General features: G+C 37.2%; 12 protein-coding genes. 2 read left to right on the forward strand and 10 right to left on the reverse strand.

The window, feature by feature from the left end; all coding sequences use genetic code 11:
- Positions 1-23: 23 nt before the first annotated feature.
- The gene (locus PHT93_RS02100) at positions 24-3,389 is read right to left on the reverse strand and encodes a SusC/RagA family TonB-linked outer membrane protein (protein WP_300238892.1); all 3,366 of its coding nucleotides are present in this window, start codon (positions 3,387-3,389) and stop codon (positions 24-26) included.
- Positions 3,390-3,659: 270 nt separating this feature from the next.
- On the opposite strand from PHT93_RS02100, the gene PHT93_RS02105 reads away from it, so the two are divergent.
- The gene (locus PHT93_RS02105; protein WP_300238893.1) at positions 3,660-7,664 is read left to right on the forward strand and encodes a two-component regulator propeller domain-containing protein; all 4,005 of its coding nucleotides are present in this window, start codon (positions 3,660-3,662) and stop codon (positions 7,662-7,664) included.
- Positions 7,665-7,894: 230 nt separating this feature from the next.
- Here PHT93_RS02105 and PHT93_RS02110 read toward each other — a convergent pair whose 3' ends face one another.
- From PHT93_RS02110 to PHT93_RS02125, 4 genes are all read right to left on the reverse strand, one after another.
- Positions 7,895-8,743, reverse strand: a complete 849-nt coding sequence (locus PHT93_RS02110) for an endonuclease/exonuclease/phosphatase family protein (RefSeq protein ID WP_300238895.1) — start codon at positions 8,741-8,743, stop codon at positions 7,895-7,897.
- A 13-nt stretch (positions 8,744-8,756) separates the two neighbouring features.
- Positions 8,757-10,595, reverse strand: a complete 1,839-nt coding sequence (locus tag PHT93_RS02115) for a RagB/SusD family nutrient uptake outer membrane protein (RefSeq protein ID WP_300238896.1) — start codon at positions 10,593-10,595, stop codon at positions 8,757-8,759.
- 12 nt (positions 10,596-10,607) lie between these two features.
- The gene (locus tag PHT93_RS02120; protein WP_300238898.1) at positions 10,608-14,156 is read right to left on the reverse strand and encodes a TonB-dependent receptor; all 3,549 of its coding nucleotides are present in this window, start codon (positions 14,154-14,156) and stop codon (positions 10,608-10,610) included.
- A 154-nt stretch (positions 14,157-14,310) separates the two neighbouring features.
- A complete protein-coding gene (locus PHT93_RS02125; protein ID WP_300238901.1) occupies positions 14,311-15,333 on the reverse strand; it encodes a FecR domain-containing protein in 1,023 nt (340 codons plus the stop codon).
- Positions 15,334-15,615: 282 nt separating this feature from the next.
- Between PHT93_RS02125 and PHT93_RS02130 the strand changes: the two genes are divergently transcribed.
- A complete protein-coding gene (locus PHT93_RS02130) occupies positions 15,616-16,188 on the forward strand; it encodes an RNA polymerase sigma-70 factor (RefSeq protein WP_300238904.1) in 573 nt (190 codons plus the stop codon).
- Here the strand turns inward: PHT93_RS02130 and PHT93_RS02135 are convergent.
- From PHT93_RS02135 to PHT93_RS02155, 5 genes are all read right to left on the reverse strand, one after another.
- On the reverse strand, positions 16,185-16,454 hold the full coding sequence (locus PHT93_RS02135) for a GNAT family N-acetyltransferase (protein ID WP_300238907.1): 270 nt from the start codon (positions 16,452-16,454) through the stop codon (positions 16,185-16,187). The two genes, PHT93_RS02130 and PHT93_RS02135, sit on opposite strands and share 4 nt — an antisense overlap.
- A 62-nt stretch (positions 16,455-16,516) precedes the next feature.
- Positions 16,517-17,284, reverse strand: coding sequence for a TIGR03915 family putative DNA repair protein (locus PHT93_RS02140; RefSeq protein WP_300238909.1), 768 nt, complete (start codon positions 17,282-17,284; stop codon positions 16,517-16,519).
- Positions 17,285-17,288: 4 nt separating this feature from the next.
- The gene (locus PHT93_RS02145; protein ID WP_300238911.1) at positions 17,289-18,548 is read right to left on the reverse strand and encodes a putative DNA modification/repair radical SAM protein; all 1,260 of its coding nucleotides are present in this window, start codon (positions 18,546-18,548) and stop codon (positions 17,289-17,291) included.
- A gap of 116 nt (positions 18,549-18,664) precedes the next feature.
- Entirely contained in the window at positions 18,665-19,042 is a 378-nt protein-coding gene (locus PHT93_RS02150; RefSeq protein WP_300238912.1) for a hypothetical protein, read from the reverse strand.
- 64 nt (positions 19,043-19,106) lie between these two features.
- On the reverse strand, positions 19,107-20,063 hold the full coding sequence (locus tag PHT93_RS02155; protein ID WP_300238914.1) for a nitroreductase: 957 nt from the start codon (positions 20,061-20,063) through the stop codon (positions 19,107-19,109).
- Positions 20,064-20,096 lie beyond the last annotated feature (33 nt).

The raw sequence follows: 20,096 nt of genomic DNA on the forward strand, positions 1-20,096 counted from the left end.
TTTTCATTTTATTTGATAAATATTTAGAACGTTGCACGAAGTGATACACCTAATGAACGAGCTGTTGCAGTAGAACCACCCATTTTTGCTTGCGTAATCCAAGTGGTACCATCAGTTGCTTCTGCATCAAATCCAGGTAAATTTTTGTAGATATAGAACAAGTTACGACCATAGGCAGATACCTGAATGCTTTTACAGAAAAATTTGGATAAAAGAGGTTTCGGCAGACTGTAACTAAACGAAAGCTCACGACATTTCAAATAAGAATTATCAAATACACCAAGATCATAATGGGTGATTGCGTCATTTGGACCACTTCCCCAGTTGTAGTTCCAGTTAGCCCATTGGTCTGCAGCGATCATTTGGGTGTTGGCTTCTCCTGTTTTTACGTTTACCCCCGGAAGGATAATACCATTGTCATAAATTCTTTCACCATTAGGACCTGTTGTTCCATTGTAAGGAACTAATGTACTACCATTCATGTAAAATGTAGAGCCATAGCCTTCACCATCATGATATTTCAACGTTTCTTCTAATGCACCCTGACCCATCATATACATCCAGCCGGTGTTCAGTACAGCTCCACCTATACGGTAGTCAAATGACATGTCGATTGAGAAATCCTTCCATGTTAATGATGTTGCGAAACCTCCTACTAACTTAGGCATAGCATTTCCAACCTTAACTGGTTCGTCAGTCAATTTGTAGAACCCATTATCTAAAACAAGATATTCACCATTTTCATTTTTATCAGGTACATATGTATATATATCACCCATGGGTTCTCCTACTTTTGAATAAAGATAAGCTGCACCTCCGTCCCAGTTAGCATGTTCTAATTGATCTACACCGTCCATTAATTTACTTACCATATTTTTGTTCCATGCAAGATTTCCACGCAGAGTCCATGTCCAGTCACGTGTGGAAATTGGCGTTCCGTAAAGAGAGAGTTCGAAACCTTTGTTTTTAAGTTCACCTACGTTCAACCAAATACTTGTTCCACCGGCAGAAGCAGGCATTGTTGTTTGTAGTATTTGATCTTTTACTGTATTTGTATAGTATGATAGTTCAAAGCCAAGACGATTATTGAAGAATTTACTTTCTAAACCTAATTCCCACTCATATTTCTTTTCGGGACGAAGGTTTTCATTACCAACGGCACTGTTTACGCTGTTGTATATCCATTGTCCTCCTGTTGTTTTCTGTATAAAAGCTTTTGATCCTTTATATATCGCCGGTGCATTACCTACTATACCATACGAAAGACGTACTTTCCCATAATTGTACCATTCGGGAAGCTTTTCTCTCAAGAGTGAAGTGTAGATTAAGCTTCCATTTACTGATGGGTAGAAGAACGAATTGTTACCAGGAGCCAAAGTTGATATTTTTTCTTGACGACCTGTTCCTTCTAAATAAGCCCAATCGCTGTAAGAAAGACTTAACATTCCGAATGCTGCCGTTTTTAAGAACTCTAATGTGTTCATTCCGGAACTTGCAGTCTTGTTACTTGCATTTAAATGAAACCAGTTTTCTACAGATAGTCCGCCATTAGTCCCTACAGATACGTTTGTTTGCTTTTCTTGACGTCCTTGCCAGCCAATAGTTGCATCAAATCCCAATTTATCAGTAAGTTGAGTATTGTAATTTAGCATTGCATCACCGTAGAAAATATCGTAACGGTTGTTTTGTAAACCATAATATCCGTAATTTCCATTATTGAACACAATAGATTGTTCTACAGATTCCTTATTTTCTATCTTATATATTGAAACGTCAGTTGCGATACGTCCTTTTAATGTCAATCCTTTGATAATTTCCCAAGTCGGAGTAATATTAGCCATTAAACGGTTGTTGTTTTCTAACTGTTCTTTTCCTAAAATATTCCAATAATATTCATCAACTAATGCACCTGCTGGAATACTGTATTCAAAACCTTCGTCAGGTGTTAACTGAGTATCGTTATTATACTTTTGATTACGGTATCCGAGGCTGGTTAAAGTATGATTACGTAAATAATTAATATCATCGAACGGTCCAAAGAATCCACTGAAGTTATCTGTTAAACGACTGATACGATATGGACGATTCTTGATATCCTGAATAATATAGGTAATTCCATAACCGAGTTTAATTTTATCAGTTATACTTTGACTACCAGTTAAATTGAAATTATTCTTTTTAAACGTAGAGTTGTATTGTGTAGGCAAATTATCTACGTAGGTATAAGAAAAACGCACATTGCTGTTTTCGCCGCCTTTAGTAATTGCTACATTATACTGTTGGTTGAAACCTGTACGGAATACATCACTCCAAGGGTCATCTGTAATGGGTTCATACTTGCGTACAGTACCATCATAGAAAAGGACATCACGGCCATCATATCTTGGCCCCCAATAACTATAAGTTTCTTTGAGTCCTGTATATTCTTTTCCGTCTCTACCTGTCACCTTGCGGAATCCGTCCGCATCTGTTCCTCCCGAAATACGTGATCCAACTCTTTGACCTGGACCATATTTTGTTTGATACTCTGGCATGTAGGCAACAATATCTGCAGACAAACTGGCGTTGAATTCAACTCCATAACCTGTACCTCCTTTTCCAGACTTTGTGGTAATCATTACGACACCATTTGCTGCTTCAGATCCATAAAGAGCCGATGCCGATGCTCCCTTTAATATAGACAAGCTTTCAATGTCTTCGGGATTAATATCTGCTAATCCGTTTTGTTGAATACGTTGGTTTCCCCAGTATCCATCTGTGTTGGTGTCGCCGTTGTGGATTGGAACACCATCTACAACAACTAATGGCTGGTTTGTCCCAGTTATGGAACTTAAACCACGAACGTTAATTGAGATTGATCCCATAGCTCCACCCGGAGCAGTCTGAATACGTACTCCAGGAGCTTTTCCGTAAAGTGCAGAACCTAAGTTGGGTGCTGAAGCTTTGGTTAAATCACTTGCCGTAACGGTACTTACGGCATATCCTAATTTTTTAGCTTCTTTTCTAATACCAAGCGCAGTTACTACTACTTCATCTAATTTCTGCGTATCTTCCTCTAATGTTATAGAAAGATTACTTTGTCCGGTGTACTTAATTTCTTGAGTGAAATATCCTATAAAAGATATCTGGATCGTTGCTCCATCAGGGATATTATCCAGGGTGAAGTTTCCATCAAAGTCACTGATGGTGCCGTTTGTTGTTCCCTTTACTACGACAGAAGCGCCAGCAACAGAGCCCATATTATCTACTATTGAACCAGTGATTTTCCCTTTTTGCTGAACGACTTGCGTCCCTGGTCTTTCGGGAACAAGGTCTGCTTGTACACTTCCTGAGAAAATCAAAGCACCAGTAAGCAATAAGAGGCTAACAGGTTTGTACGATTTGAACATAATGAATGATTTTAATTAAACATGAATAATTGTTAATATTCTGAGATTGAAAAGTTTCTTCACCTTTTGTGAGGTGTTGTTTTTTCGTTAGATTAACTAATGTGTTAAATTTCCGTTACAAATCTATTTATATAATATAACCTTATATATGTCAATATTGTTTATTGATAGCAATTGGATGCTGTGAACGATTTTGTATCTATAATGAACGATATTATCTTCTCTTTGATTATATTTGCGTATTTAAAAGAATGATCAGAATGTATATTTATGCAAAAATGTAAATGGCTTCATTTAACACTTATTTTCTGTTTCTTTTGTTTACCAATTAGTGGGGAGCGCTTTCATTTTAGAACTGTTGGAATTCTGCAAGGTCTTTCTCAAGCTTCGGCAATATCTATCTGGCAGGATAATATTGGTAGAATGTGGTTTGGTAATGATGCTCTTAATTGCTATAATGGAGAAACAACTCAGGTATATCGCGTGTCCGAATATTTCCCGGAGATTGAAGATTCCAATATTCATGGAATTTGTGGTGGCGATTCTGTGCTATATTTATTGGCAGAGGAATATATTGTGGGCCTTGATCTGATAACTAATCAATTGTTTTTCCCGAATATTCGAGCTACTCATATTGAAGTTGTCAATAATATCTTGTATTATTCTTCTTTAGAAGGTGATTTATTTAGATATGACAAAAAAACTAACGAAGCAAACTGCGTTTTTGATTTAAAAGAAAAGAATATACAGATTTATAGCTTTTTGTCTGAAAAAGAGGACGTGTTTTGGTTAGGAACGTCTTCCGGATTATATAAAGTTGACATTAAAACAGGACAGATTCTTTCCGGATACTTCGAGAATGATGTTGTTGGCAGTTTGTTTAAAGATTCAAATGAGAATATGTGGGTTTCCTGCCGCTCGAAGAATATTCGTATCATTAATTCTAATGGAAATATCTCTACATTAGTCTATAAGAAAGACTTGCAAACTCAGTTTGAGAAAGATGCATATTGTTTCACTGAAGATTCTAAAGGAAATATCTGGCTTGGAACATTGAATGGCATTTATCAGGTTGTTCCTCCTCTTCATGGAGCACCGGCTCAAGTCCTGAATGATGTTTTTTTACCTGAATTTTCTATTTATGCATTATATACTGACAAACAGGGAACTATATGGATAGGTCCGTATTATGGAGAAGTTAGATGTTTTAATCCGGAGACAGATAACTATACCCTTTACTCCAGTAAAGAAAATGAACCCTCTTATCTACATGGAGTAGTACTTGGAGATATTGTGGAAGATAATGACGGTTACCTGTATGTAGCATCGGAGGGAAGCGGAATAAATGTTATATCGCCGGATAGGGTGACTATCAAACACATAACTGTGGCTTCTCATAACCTTCCGCACGATAAGGTGAGATCCTTATTCTACGACTCTCAGTATGACCGTTTGTATATCGGAACTTATATGGAAGGGTTGGTTTATTATGACAGGAAGACAGATAAAGTGTATCGGGTAAATTCAAAAACTCTTACTACCCGATATCAAAATATTATTGAAGAAATCATTTCGTATCGTGATTATCTTATCTTCTTGACTCAGGATGGTTTGTTTAAAATGGATAGGAAAACGATGATTATTTCTCCTCTTTTTAAAGAGAAGGATTTAGCCGAGCTATCATCAGGCATCTCTCGTACAATTTATTTAGACGACAGGGATGTTTTATGGATTTCTTCATTAAATAGCGGACTCTTTACTGTTGATATGAAGACTTTGAAAGTCTTGTCGTTTTACGGAGATGGATTAAAGAAAGAGAGTATTATTCCCAGTGCCGTAATCAGTATTTGCGGTAATTCGAGAGAAGGTCTGTATTTTGCAACATTAAAATCTGGGGTATTGAGTTATGATGTTGAAAAGGACGCGTTTACGAATTATAGGGAGGAAGAAGGCTTTTTGTTGAGTGATATCTGTTATAATGTTGCACTTTCAATGTATGGCAATTTGATTGTAACCTCCAACAAAGGAGTCTCTATTCTTAATATATCAGGTCGCCGGACAATAGATTCATCAAGTCATATTCGTTTAGATGGAACTTCTCCAATAATGTCATTAAGTCCCGATTGCGGACTTTATATTTCTCCTCGCAACAGAGATATCTATATTGGCGGTTTGCAAAAATTAATCGCGTTTGATGAAAAAGATATAAGTACAGTTAAGAGCAATTATACATTATATATTAGTTCTATTCAGATAAACAACACTGCATTCAGTGATTTTTCTCCTTATTCTATTGATGATTCTTCAAAAGAAAATCTTGTCTTACCTTTCGATAAGAATACTGTGAATATAAGTTTTGCTTCGTCAAATTATCTGGGTTCCTATTATACGGGTTATGAATATAAAATGGATGGCCTTTTTGGTCTTGAAGATTGGATGCAAACAGATAATAAGGCTATCTCGTTTACTTCTTTACCTGCTGGAGAATACACGTTTACAGTTCGTGAGACGACAAATCCCGAAAAGCATGTAAGCCTTTCAATTCTTGTCAAACCTCCTTTTTGGAAATCTTATCCGGCATATTGCTTGTATGTTATACTAATAGGAGGTTTGTTATGGATATTTATCCGTTCAAGCAAGGCCAAGGCAGTACTTCATGCGTCACTTGATTTTGAAAAAAGAGAAGCAAAACGGGTCTTAGAAGAGAACAGGAACAGATTAGATTTTTTTGCAGGTATATCAAATGAATTCAGAACGCCTCTTACTTTAATAATTACAGCACTCGATGGTGCGTTGAATAATATCGACTCTCTGTCTAAATCTAAATTGGAGAAAATAAAGAAGCAAGCTCTACGTATGCAAAGTCTTTTTGTTGAATTGCAAGAATTCAGAGAAGCTGAGAATGGTATGTTAAGTTTGAAAGTAGGTTATCATAGTCTGACTCAACTTTTACAGGAAATTTTTGAAACTGTTTCTGATTATGAATCAACTCTCCAAATCACATTTCACTATTTCCATCCTGAAGAAGATGTAAAGGTCTGGTTTGACTGGGCGCAAATGCAAAAAGTAATTTACAATATCTTATTTGCCATATCGAAATTAGTGCATGTCAAAGGTCGCGTTGATATTTCCTTGCAACAAAAATCAGAATGGATTGAAGTGATGGTCAGTTGTGTTGGTGATATCTATGACGAAGATATGTTAAAACAACTATTTGATATTTTTGAGAATTCAACGAATGCAGTAAACGAAACGGCTGAATTAAAATCATTGCCCAATAATACAATCGGACTGGCCTTTAGTCGTAAAATTGTATCAATGCATAAAGGAGAACTAATTGTCAGAACCGAGAAAGAAAGGACATCTTTTATTGTTCGCCTTCAGACAGGAGAAAACCATTTTACTACAAAGGAAAAGACAGCTTCAACAAAAATACCGCTTCGTCAGTTACCAATGTATTTTGATCTACCTGAACAAACAACAGAATCTGTTTCAATAGAAAATATTGATTTAGGAGAAAAAAGATTCAAGATATTATTGGTCGATAGTAATGATGAATTACGGTTCATGATGAATGAATCTTTTGCTTCTGTATATGAGGTTTTTGAAGCGACAAGAGCTGAGGAAGCTATAGCCATAGCAATACAAAAGCAACCGGATATTATTATCAGTGAAGTTTCTTTAGTGGGAATCTCCGGTATGGAGTTGTGTAATAGCTTGAAAGCAAATGTTGTAACTCTCCATATCCCCGTTATACTTATTACGAATAATCCATCAGTAAAACAACAGAATGAAAGTGTCCGTTCCGGAGCTGATGAATATTTGGTTAAACCATTTAGTATGGAATATCTTTTTCTGCGTTGCAATAGCATTGTAAAGAACAGAGCTGGAATACTACAGAAATATACCGGTCATGTAGAGGAAGAGATACAGGGCTTAGCGACGAATCCCCATGATCAACGTTTCCTGGATAAAGCAATTCTTGTTTTAGAAAAATATATAGAAGATGCCTCCTTTGATACGCATACATGGAGTAAGGAATTAGGTATCGGGCGCACCCGCTTATTCGATCGGATAAAACATATAACAGGAATGACGCCTAATGATTATCTTTTATATATAAAAATGAATAAGGCGATGACCTTTCTAAAAGATTACGAAGAACTTACCATAGCGGAGATTGCTTACAAACTTGGTTTCTCGAATCCGGCATATTTTAGTAAATGCTTTAAAAAACAAGTAGGATTAACGCCACAACAATATCGTAAAAAGTAAAATTAAGTCAGTATTGTCTTATTCACATAAAACTATCGTTTGGAAGAGCTTGACTCTCAGTATAGTTCTTTTTCTATAGTTGTCGTAAAACTTTACCACAGCTATGGTAAAACTTTTTGACAGATGTCGAAAAAGAACAGTGTTGTATAAAGAATAATCATATAGACATAAAATAAAAAGCCGCGATAGCTTTTGTTGCTACGCGGCTTTCATGTATAATTAATTGTCTTTTAGAATGTAGCCTTGATCATTACGGGATAGTGGTCCGAAGCAAAATGACCATACTGATTATCTGTCAAAACACCATACTTGTTTACTGTAACGTTTTTTGAAACAAATATATAATCAATACGTTTTTTCATTGGAGCATCCCATTTATAACTGGTAAATGTTCCGACAGGACCATAAGGCGGTTGTTTAGATACTTTGTACGAATCCATAAACATACCATCGTTATAGAGAATCTGTATCGGTTCATCTTCCGGAGCCGCATTAAAGTCTCCCGTACAGAAGAAAGTAGCTTTACCTACGATTTCTTTCATTTTCTTCAATAATAACTTGGAAGACTCACGGCGGGCAACCTTTCCTTGATGATCGTAATGCGAATTAAAGAAGTAGAATACCTTACCGCTTACACTGTCTTTAAACTTAGCCCATGAACAAATACGATTACAACATTCAGCATCCCATCCCTTGCCCGGAACATCCGGTGTTTCAGAATACCAAAAGTCCCCATTCTCCAATACTTTAAAACGACTTTTATCGTAAAATATCGCCGAATGCTCCCCGGCATCTTTCCCATCATCACGACCTCCGCCTACATAAGCATACTTACCAGTCTCTAAGATACCATCCAACTGATGTTTAAAACCTTCCTGCGTCCCGAATATATCAAATTCGTGAAATAACACTAAAGCCTTAACCATCTCCTTGCGATGCTCCCACGCGTTTTCGCCATCCTTTGGAGTGTCCATACGGAGGTTGAACGTTGCAACATTTATATTGCATTTATCCTTAGCGTTTGATGGAAGCAGTGCCCCCATCAAACAAAAAGCCAATAAAAATAATTTTGTTTTCATATTCATAAACTAATTAGTTACCATCATTAGAAGCTCCATTTTCCCAACCCTTATTTTGAGTGATATTCGGATTTTTAACCATCACCAATGAAGGGATTGGATAAAGATATTGTTTTTCTCCGAATACTCGTTTATAGTCGTTTGGTGTATCCCAGGTAATGTAATATCCAGCAGCAGGATTACCCTTTTCTACCTCTTCAACTCTTTGAAGAATGTTGTCTCCCTGTATTTGGATTGTTGCACAAGTCTTACCCACAACAGACCAGTCTAATTGCGCTTTTGCTGCTTCAAGGTTTGCATTAGTATCATAAAACAAAACATCGTAAGTACCATCCCTGTCTAAGTCAATAGCTTCGTTTAGTTTTTTGATATGCATACCATCCCAGCTCATGTTTAATAAATAACCACATTTCCAACGACGGATATCATCAAAACGGAATCCTTCAAGGCATAGTTCGATTGCGCGCTCTCTTCTGATTTCAAGAAGAGTGGGGTCTGAAATGGATGGAAAATAGGTTTGCTGGAAATAAGAATCTACGACTGTAGGTTTCGCGCTAATTCCACCAGTAATTCCTGCTCTTGAACGTAATGCTCCAATAGTTTTACTCCAATCTTCATCGGTTAATTTTCCTAATTCAGCTTTTGCTTCTGCATAGTTTAGCAGAACTTCTGCATAACGAAAAAGAGGTATCGCATTGGTATTAAGAGATGCGTCATCATATTTCTTATCATCCAAACAGAGTTTGAGGGGTTGATATCCTGTTCTCGAATATCCCATAAAATCCGGAGCCGTAGCAGTACCTTCACGAGTATAACCCGGAGTACGAATTGTTTGTGCAAGACGTGCATCACGATTCTGGCATTCTTCATAGAATAATTCCGTTTCCCAACCTGTACGTGATGTGTATGGGGTTCCATCAGTTTGTAGATATGTATTGATGAATGTTCTTGTCATACTAAAACGATTACCATAGGTTGGAGAAGTCCATTTCCAGTTAGCATGATGTAATACTCCCAGTTCAGAACTTGAACATACCGCAAGTAATACTTCTTCTGTAACAGGATCATCGCTTGTAAATAAAGCTCTGTACGATTTGTTTGTGCCGGCAGCTGTATATAGCTTTTTCCCGGAGTTTGTCATCACATATTCTGCTTTATCTGCAGCTCTTTGCAACCAAGTGTCTGCAGATGTCGATAAGCTCAAATTATGATATTTTCTGAATGTGCCTTCAAATAAAGCCACGCGAGAAGCAAAAGCATAAGCTACCCATTTTGTAACCATACTGCCTGATGCGTCTGAAAGCAAAGTGATGTTCTCACAGGCAAATTCCAAATCTTCATAAACTTTTTCCATCACTAACTCACGAGAGTCGCGAGGGGCGTAGAGTTCTTCGTCTTCAACATCCAGAGTTTTGTCTATCCATGGAACATCTCCAAAACGTCTGACCATGTCATAATAGAAATAAGCTCTGAAAAAACGAGCAAGTCCGATATAGTGATTACGGATTTTTTCATCTACAGTTTCGCTGGTACAATTTTCAATGAAGTAATTAATATTACGCAAATTACTCCAAGACCAACCACTTGAGTTTGTTTCACTGTATGCATTCTTTATCTGGAAGTCTGGGAGATTATTAATTGCTCCAAAATCAACCAGATTAATCTCGATTTGACTGGCATCACTACCTGACGGAAACTGTTTTTCATAAAATGAATATACATAGGTCTGTAGTCCAGCTTCTGAACTCATAATCGCATCTTTACTAACAGATGCTTTAGGTTCTTCATATAAATCACAAGACGTGATATAAAGAGCTGAAAATAGAATAAACAAATAATGTATTTTTTTCATTGCATCTCTGTTTTAAAATGTTACTGATAATCCAAATGTTATATTTTTCATCAACGGATAGGTGTAGTTATCACCACTTGTTCCCGATGTCAAATCCGGATCAGATCCTGAAGAGGTGTTTGTTACATCATAATCTTTTGTCCGTTTATATAATGGTGACCAACTCCACAGGTTTTCACCACTTAAATAAACACGTACGTTTTGCATACCGGCTTTACTTGTTAAACTTTGCGGTAATGTATAACCCACTTGTATATTTCTTAAACGGATGTAGGCGATGTTCTGAATATATCGATCAGTTATTGTTGTACGTAAAGATGGAGTATATCCTGCATAACGTGGAAGATAAGCATTGGGGTTATCTTCTGTCCAGTAATTTCCAAGGTGCCATGTCGGTAGTTGGTTATATGGACGGTTATATTGTCCCCAGAAGCCAGATTCGTTACTTGGATACCAATCTTGTTTGCCTACCCCTTGGAAGAATGCAGAGAAAAAGAAACTATTCCAATCTCCACTTAGCGTGAAGCTATAGATATAACGAGGCTCTTCGTTTCCAAGAATAACTTTATCACCCGGGTTATCTACAGTATTATCGCCATAGTCAATTTTTCCATTCTTATTTACATCAACAAACTTGATATCTCCGCGATATGTTGTTCCATTTGAAGATGTCTTGATAATCGTATTTATATATCCATTGATCTCTTCTTCGGACTGGAATAAACCATCTGTACGATAGCCCCATATTTCTCCCACTCGTTGCCCTTCATAATAGTCGTCAAGACTTTTGGTGGAGTTGTTATATCGGTCTATAGTTGATTTATAATCGGCAATAGTTGCTTTGATTTCGTAATTGAACGGTTTGTCAACTAAAGTGAAACGGTCACGATAGTTAATTGATAACTCCCAACCTTTGGTTGTCATATCTGCATAGTTTCCTTTAGGGGATGTTGCTCCGAATACATCAGGAAGAGTTACCCCTTTCGTGTACATATCAGTTGTCTTTCGGACATAATAATCTCCCGTCAATCTTAATTTTCCTCCGAGGAAACCTATGTCTGCACCCACATCCGTAGTTGTTGCTGTTTCCCAAGTAAGAGATCTTGGTATTACTGCCGGAGAATTTGTGTATTTGTTTTTAGCTCCATTTACAATATACCCTGCTGTACTGATTGAAAGTAACTCTAAAAAGCTATACGAATCTACATTCCCATTTCCTAATGATCCGTATGATCCACGAAGTTTAGCGTCTGAAATGAAATTTTCATTTACATTCCAGAAGCTTTCTTCTGAAATTCTCCAACCTAAAGAAACAGATGGGAAGAATGCCCATTGTTGGCTTTCAGGAAATTTAGAAGAACCGTCATAACGGCCGTTTACTTCTAACAGATAACGATCTTTAAATCCATAATTCAAACGGAAAAAAGCTCCGGCAATCCGCCATTTTTCCCAACCTGCAGATGTCGTAATTGCATCTCCAAGAGCTAAATTTAAGCTTTCTGAATCTGATAATAACAGACCATTACGTTGTACATAAGTGCTTTCATATTTAGATGTTTCGTAGTTATATCCGACCATACCTTTCAGATAGTGAGCATCGTTGAATGTGTCTTCATATTCAGCATATAGGTTAGTCGCAGTATATAATGTGTTACGTATACTTTTTTTGTAGTCATTGTACTTTTCACTTAGTTTAGTAATTACTCCTTCTTTTGTACTATACGGTACTGGAACACGACGTTGGATGTCGTTGTTATCGTAATTACGGAATGTAAAGTCGCCATTGATCCTTAATTTGTTATTTAAGAATTTAGCAGAAAACCCTGTTGTGTTTTTTAGAACTTTCTTATGTGTATCTAATCCGTTCTTTCCATAAATAAAATCACCTACGGTATAGGCCGCAGACATTGTCAGTGATCCGTCAGGGTTGAATATCGGAGAGGTAGGGTGTCCTTCATCCGCAATGTTTCTCCAAATAGAACCTCCTTCACCCACATTTATCGGGTTATGGTATGTCATGTCCGAGAATTCCATATTGTTTGTCAGACGAAGCCAATCTGTCAACTGTAAAGAGCCTTTTGCACGAATATTCAACATGTCATAATTGTCCGTATTATACCGGAACAACCCATCATAACCATAATATCGTCCGGAAATATAAAAATCAGCTTTTTCAGTTCCTCCGGATACGGTCATATTATGATCCTGAGCGTAAGTCTGGTTTTTGTATAGCTCATCATAGTAATTAACATTGCCATAATAAGTATATGTTCCGTCAGCACCAACCTCAACTTCATCTGTTATCCCTTGCGCACGGCGTTCTTTGAATTTCTCTAACCATGCGTCTGAATACAATTGAGACTTGTTTATTTTACTTGGTAGTGATGAATAGTTATTCCATCCATAATAAGCTTCACGGAAATGTTCTGCATAAACTAAACCATCGGAGACAATGTCTGGAACAGCTGTCGGCTTTTGCAAAGATACACTTCCTGAATAGTTGATCGTGACCTTTCCTTTCTCAGGATTTTTTGTCGTTATCAAAACAACCCCGAATGACCCCCTGGCTCCATAAATAGCAGCAGAAGCAGCATCTTTCAATACAGATACGCTGGCGATGTCATTTGGATTTAATAAGGCAGGATCGCCCTCTACACCGTCAATAAGAACTAATGCGCTACCTCCCTGTCCGATTGATGTTGTACCGCGTACATTGTAATCCGCAGAGCGAGTCGGTTTTCCGTCAGCTAATGATATGTTTAAGTTCGGAATCGTACCTTGTAAAGCCTGAGAGACGTTAGAAACAGAACGGTTGTCAAAAACTTCACTTGTTACTTGGTCAACAGCTCCTGTCAGATTTACTTTCTTTTGTGTTCCATAACCAACTACCACGACTTCTTCTAATTTTTGTGTGTCTTCCTTTAGAATAATAGAGAGTTGATTTTTACCGGTTGTATTGATCTGTTGTTCTATATAACCAATGTAAGTGATGACTAAAACTGCATTTTCGGGAACATCCTGTAAACTGAAATTACCATCTACATCAGTAATTGTTCCTTGAGTCATTCCCTTTACAACAACATTCGCTCCAATGACCGGTTCATTCGCCCCATCTACAATGGTACCTGTTATTGTCTTATTCTGTTGTTGTTGGAGCGTTCTTAAATCTGTTTTATCCAACATGTTTTTTTTTGCCAAGACAATGTTTTTGTCTAATACTTTATAGGCAATGTCGGTATTGTTGAATATTTGATCAAGAATAACAAACACATCTTTTTCTGATGCACTTATTGACACTTCGCGTGATAAATTAATCTGCTTGTTATTATAAAAGAATTTGAAATCAGAGTTCTTCTCTATTTCTTGTAATACTTGTTGCATGGGTTTATTTTCAATATGCAACGAGACCAAAGCTGTTTGAGCATAAGCTGTTGTAGCACTACATATGCCTGTTGTCAATAGAAATATGACAGCAATAAACAGTCCTCTTATAGCGCTTATTTTTAGAAGATTAAGAAAAGTAATAATTCTTAATCTTTTGTTTGTATTTTTCTTTGTCATAGATTTGTAACTGTTTTTTTTGTGAAACTATGTTGATTACTTGTGTGAGTAATTATAAAATTCAGTTTCTGGTACGGGATAGTGTTCCGCAACGCTTTCCCGTATTCTTTTCTAAGGAGGTTGATATGCTTTCATAATAGGTTGAATTTAGTATTTAATATAATATTATTTTTATGCGTTCATCCAAGTCATTACCCTTGGGCATTTTGATTTTATGTCTTATTCCGGAGGATAACTCAAGATGTTTTAGAATGAGATCTAAATCTTGTGATCCGAATGTTCCGGTAAAATAATTGTCTTTTATTTTTTTATTTTCTAATATGAAATCAACATCAAAACGCTTTCTTAATGTATGAAGTAGATGCCTTAAAGGCGTATTTTCTAAATAAATTTTGCCGTCTTTCCATCCTGTTTCAACTAAGGGAGAGGCGTATGACGTGGTGACTTTTCTTGTTTTCTTTTCAAAAAATATTTTTTGTCCCGGTTTTAATGTTGATTCTTCTTTTGTTTTTGTTAGGCTTGGATAACTCATGTTTATGCCTCCGGAAACAAGCATGGCTGTTATTGTTCTGCTTCTTTCATAGGCATCTACGTTAAATTCTGTTCCGGTCACTTCTATGTTTACATTATCGCTTAGCTGTACAATAAATGGCTGTTCCATGTCTTGCTCAACTTGAAAGTAGGCTTCGCCCGATAGTTTTACTTCTCGTTTTTTTCCTTTGAAAAAAGAAGGGTAACTTAATTCTGAATGTGCATTTAACCATACTTTGGAACCATCGGGAAGGATGAAATCGGCAATAATACCTGGATTTGTTTTGAAGGTGATATATTCCGGCTCTTTATTTATGTCTTTCAGTAACAGATATATGACGGAGATAAAAAGAGGAATGAAAAGTAATGCAGCTATCTTTTGCATTGACTTGGCGTACTTAGTCATTCTCTGTGACCATATTTTACGGTTGACGTTTTTAAGCGCTTCTTTTTCTGAAAGAGTATCGATTGTGTTTAATATATCCAGGCCGAATACAATCCGATATATATCTTCGGCTATTTTTCTGTTTTCTTCAGATACGGAAATCCACTCTTCAACACGTAAGACTTCATGTTGCTCTAATTCGGATTTAAAGTATCTGATTAAATCAGTCTCTTTTATATTTTCGGTTGTATTCTGTGTCATCTTGTTTTGTCCTTTATAAATAAGACTGATGAAATGAGAAATGTCCTAAACATAAATTGTGTTTTTTTTGATAAAAAATAAATAGATAAATTTTAACGGAGATGTAAAAGCATATTCATTGACATGCAATTTCAGAGCAGGAAATTTGCAGAATAAACAATTTGTAGAATAAAAATAGAATGGTGAGCGCCGAAAAAATTAGTCTGAGAAGTTATGTTTTGCATGTTATGTTCTCGTCTTTTAGTTTTAAAATGACTATGTTTGTATCAAATATTCTGTATTATGAATTATAACCACCACTCTGATATCGACCTGATTTATTGTATTAAAGATGGGGATAAGAAGGCTTTTGATGCTTTTTTTATTCGATATTATGCTGCTTTGTGCGCCTATTCGAAACAGTTTGTTCGTTTGGAGGATGGTCAGGATATAGTTCAGGATATTATGGCAAATCTTTGGATTAACAGGAAGCGGTTGTTCATTCCTGACTCGCCCCGTAGTTATATTTTTCAATCAGTAAAAAATAAATGCCTGACGTTCTTGTCCAGAGAAGAATTAAAAGAAAAACTTGAAATGACCATTCATGAGAAGATGGGGTATCTGTATGATTCTCCTGATCTTTATATTGTCGAGGAGTTGACAGGCAAAATTGAAGAAGCCTTGAAACGTCTTCCCGAAAGTTATCGGACGGCATTTGAATTAAATCGTTTCAGAAATATGACCTACAAGGAGATTGCAGACGAACTGTCTATTTCTTCTAAGACGATTGACTATCGGATACAGCAAGCCCTTAAGCTCCTGCGAAAGGATCTCAAAGAATACCTTCCATTGCTTATATTAGTTGAAATTCTTTAATAACGAACATATTCCGGATGACGTTGCAGCCAGGTTACTGCGTACGAACAGGTTCCTACGGGCTTCAATTTATTCTCCAAAGCATAATCATACGCTTCTTTAACCAAAGCGGATGCTAATCCTTTGCCTTCCCAAAGTTTGGGAACGTAGGTATGTTCGATGTCCAGATTGCCATCATGTAATGTATATTCTACGTAAGCAGTGTTTTCTCCGTCATTAATTTCAAATCGTTGCAAATCTTTTAAGTGTATTATCTGATAGTCCATGGATTTGTATTTTGTTTCTATTCGTATAACAATCTGTTTGGATGAAATGTTATTTCTTTTTCTTACGGTTGTTTTTCTGTCAGATATTTCCAGAAACGAACCGGGAGATGTTGTTTGTGAAGTCTTGGGTTGATTCGCTCCTTTATAGCAATAGACTTAAAGTAGGTTTTCCATAATTGCTGGAACAGCAGTTCGTCCTTATCTAAAAGTTTTTCGTCTAAGATGGCGGATAGTAGTGATCTCTCTTTTTCTTCAAATCGCACCTCTCTTGCTTCTTCCATATCGTAATAGTAGCCGTACTCTCGTTTCATATCGTAGATCAACCATTTCTGTCCGGCATAGCGATCTTTCAGGTGTTCGAGTGTAAGTGGTAATACATTATATATAGGTTCTACCGGTGCGAAATAGATTTCGTCTGTTGTTTTCTGGAAACGCAGGAATTGAATTACACGAAGCCGTTCGTTGTTGATCTGTTTCCATATTTTGGCAAGTTGCAATACGTCCGGATCTCCGAAATTGAGTTCGATAGATTTCGGTGCATCGATGGCTTTACGAATATAATTGAAAAGCAACAGATCAATTCCGGGCAGTTCGGAAAGCCAGCAGACGGTCAGACTGGATAGGGCTGAGGCGGAGATTTTCTGTTCTAATCCATGCCATACGCGGGAAGACTTTGCTTCATCTGTAATAACCGTATGAGTTTCTTCGCAAAATAAGGGGAGTATCTCACCTTCTTCAATCAGTGTATCGGGGAATGTGTGGCGATTATATGCATCGAAAACGGCCGTAAGTAATCCCTCGAATGTTTTATCGTAGATGAAGACTAACATACTACTAATCTTCGAATTGGAGGATTAGTTGACGGTGGTCCGTTTTACGTGCAGGTTTCCGAATCAGTAAGTCTCTAACGTTTTGAGGTGTTAATTCCTGAATTGTTCGTATGCCAAGTTCATGACAGGTAATGAAATATTGAGCCTTTTTCATTACCACACCGATTTTTTTTAGTTGTAATGATCCGAGACGCCCATATCGTCTGGAGGTAACAATTAATTTGGCCGATTTAACTCCGATGCCGGGAACGCGAAGCAGCATTTCATAATCTGCCCGATTTATATCAACCGGAAAATGTTGCGGATTACGAAGCGCCCAGGAAAGCTTCGGGTCAACTTCCAAATCCAGATCAGGATAAGCGTCATTGACAATCTCGTCCACTTTAAACTCGTAGAAACGCAATAGCCAATCGGCCTGATATAGTCTGTTCTCACGTACTAACGGCGGTTGCTTCAGAGCCGGTAGTCTGTTGTCATAGGAGTTAACAGGAATAAAACCGGAATAATACACCCGCTTCATTGTCGGACGCTGATATAACGCCGATGATAACCGGAGAATATCTTTATCTGTATCTGCTGTAGCTCCCACAATCATTTGTGTGCTTTGTCCGGCCGGAGCGAAGCGTGGCGCATGGCGAAACTTTCGTCTTTCTTCTTTACTTTGAAGGACTCCTTGCTGGATATACCTCATCGGACTGAACACACTCTGGAAATCTTTGTCGGGCGCAAGTATCTTCAGACTGGTTTCATTGGGAATCTCTATATTGACACTCAAACGATCAGCATACATACCAGCCTCATTAACCAATTCCTGACTGGATCCCGGAATACTCTTCATGTGAATATAGCCGTTAAACCGATGTACTAACCGGAGGTCTTTGATTACGCGCACCAAACGTTCCATCGTATAATCCGGACTACGCACCACTCCCGAACTCAGAAACAGCCCCTCAATGTAATTCCGTTTGTAAAACTCTATTGTCAAATCAACCAATTCCGACACCGAAAGAGTAGCTCTTGGAATATCATTGCTTCTACGATTAATACAATACGCACAATCGTACATGCAGTTGTTCGTAAGCATAATTTTCAACAATGCGATACAACGACCATCCTCAGCAAAACTATGACAAATACCCCAACCCGCAGCACTTCCGATCTCTCCCTTTTTAGAAGAACGGGAAGTTCCGCTCGAAGCACACGAAACATCATATTTCGCTGATTCAGCCAGCACTTTAAGCTTTTCTAATACGTTTGCGTTCATCGAATTGATCAGTCCGTTAATTACACGAAGATACTTTTCTTTTGCTATATCTACCTATACTTTCCCGGCAACTTTTCAACAATGTAAAATGCAGCTTGAAAACCAAAAACTATAGATTAAGTTTTGTCAAACTCCATTAATTCAATAGGAGCTCCATTATGTTCTATCATTGCCACGCGGAGACCTTCAAATGGCAGGTTGGGGGCTGTTAAAACATGTAGATTACGGTTTTCTAATTCATAATCTAAATTGTTTACAACGAATGCTAAATGAGGAATAGTTTGAACTAATGGATGAATTTGACAATCTTTATCAAATCGCATCCACTCAACACCAAATGGACTTGTTGGAAATCCGGATACATAAAACTTTAAATGTGGCAAATATCTTTCATTAGGCATTTTTTCTTTTGTCGGAATACCTAAATGATGATATTTCCAACCCCATTCCTCAATGCATCTTGCAAATTCTTGGTCTAATCTATTTGTGGACATAGTGTTGTTTTTTTGTTTACGAGCAGCTTTTTTTAATGAATATATTGATTGTGTGTATGATTATTCATATTTCAATCCTTTTCGAATAAGGTTGCCTTTCTCCGTATCCGAGGCGTAATATTATTGTCGGGTATTCCGATAGATTTAGAGCTTTTGTCATTTCTACGGATAATTCTTTTATTTCATTGGGTTGGTTCAGGTAGGCGTGTGAGATTCCTGACTGAGTGCTTTTTAGTAAGAATCGTTCCAGACTTCTGCCGAGATTGATCCATTGTTCTTGCGTGTTGTCTTGTGTCGTGAATAAAACGAAGTGGGAGGAAGATTGCATTTTTTTGATATCCCCTTTGTTTTGTTTTTCTGCATTCAGAAAGCTTGATATAATTGGCTTTACGATGAATAGAGGGAGATTGGGTGCTCCAAAAACAGCATAGCTCAATCCGTCGTTTGTTCTGTCCTGGTGTTTTTTATTAAAGCGCATCCATGATTTTAGTTCTTCCCGAAATGCTTCATCTTGCATTTGGAGGGTGTTTCCCTTTACAACGAAATTTGAAATGGAGTCAAATTCTTTTGTTCCTTTTGCGTAAAAATGAATACCGACACCAGCGTCTAATTCTGTTTCTTTTAACTCATCTAAGATCGTGTCCGGTATTACTTTTCCGCTGTATAGGCTCCTGTTGGTTTGTCTTATGGATATCTGTTCGGCTAAAGGACTTGGCTTTATTTGTTTATCTGTTTCTAATTTGATGAAAATATGTCCGTCTTTTGTTGTGTTTACTTGAGGTGTATATCCTTTTAAGGAGGCTGCAATACACAAATTCTCTGTAGCACAGCCAAGACTGATAAATAGTTCCCGGTTATCGGGGTCAACGACAGGTAATGATCTTTTGAAATCAGGGCTGATTTCAATTTTTTCCTCATTTATTTTGAAGATCCATGGTTGGGTATTATGTCCCGATGGTGCTTTTATTGCTTGTTTTATCAGAAATTGATAATCCTCGGTTGGCGTATTTGCGTTGTTCATGTCTTTAATTAGCAGTTGTTTACTGAATGAATA

This window comes from Massilibacteroides sp. (genome assembly GCF_028705895.1).
Lineage (GTDB): Bacteria > Bacteroidota > Bacteroidia > Bacteroidales > Tannerellaceae > Massilibacteroides.

Excerpts from the sequence above, each read along its gene's own strand:
- PHT93_RS02100 (WP_300238892.1), bottom strand. The coding sequence starts at position 3,389 with ATGTTCAAATCGTACAAACCTGTTAGCCTCTTATTGCTTACTGGTGCT.
- PHT93_RS02105 (WP_300238893.1), top strand. The coding sequence starts at position 3,660 with ATGCAAAAATGTAAATGGCTTCATTTAACACTTATTTTCTGTTTCTTT.
- PHT93_RS02110 (WP_300238895.1), bottom strand. The coding sequence starts at position 8,743 with ATGAAAACAAAATTATTTTTATTGGCTTTTTGTTTGATGGGGGCACTG.
- PHT93_RS02115 (WP_300238896.1), bottom strand. The coding sequence starts at position 10,595 with ATGAAAAAAATACATTATTTGTTTATTCTATTTTCAGCTCTTTATATC.
- PHT93_RS02120 (WP_300238898.1), bottom strand. The coding sequence starts at position 14,156 with ATGACAAAGAAAAATACAAACAAAAGATTAAGAATTATTACTTTTCTT.
- PHT93_RS02125 (WP_300238901.1), bottom strand. The coding sequence starts at position 15,333 with ATGACACAGAATACAACCGAAAATATAAAAGAGACTGATTTAATCAGA.
- PHT93_RS02130 (WP_300238904.1), top strand. The coding sequence starts at position 15,616 with ATGAATTATAACCACCACTCTGATATCGACCTGATTTATTGTATTAAA.
- PHT93_RS02135 (WP_300238907.1), bottom strand. The coding sequence starts at position 16,454 with ATGGACTATCAGATAATACACTTAAAAGATTTGCAACGATTTGAAATT.
- PHT93_RS02140 (WP_300238909.1), bottom strand. The coding sequence starts at position 17,284 with ATGTTAGTCTTCATCTACGATAAAACATTCGAGGGATTACTTACGGCC.
- PHT93_RS02145 (WP_300238911.1), bottom strand. The coding sequence starts at position 18,548 with ATGAACGCAAACGTATTAGAAAAGCTTAAAGTGCTGGCTGAATCAGCG.
- PHT93_RS02150 (WP_300238912.1), bottom strand. The coding sequence starts at position 19,042 with ATGTCCACAAATAGATTAGACCAAGAATTTGCAAGATGCATTGAGGAA.
- PHT93_RS02155 (WP_300238914.1), bottom strand. The coding sequence starts at position 20,063 with ATGAACAACGCAAATACGCCAACCGAGGATTATCAATTTCTGATAAAA.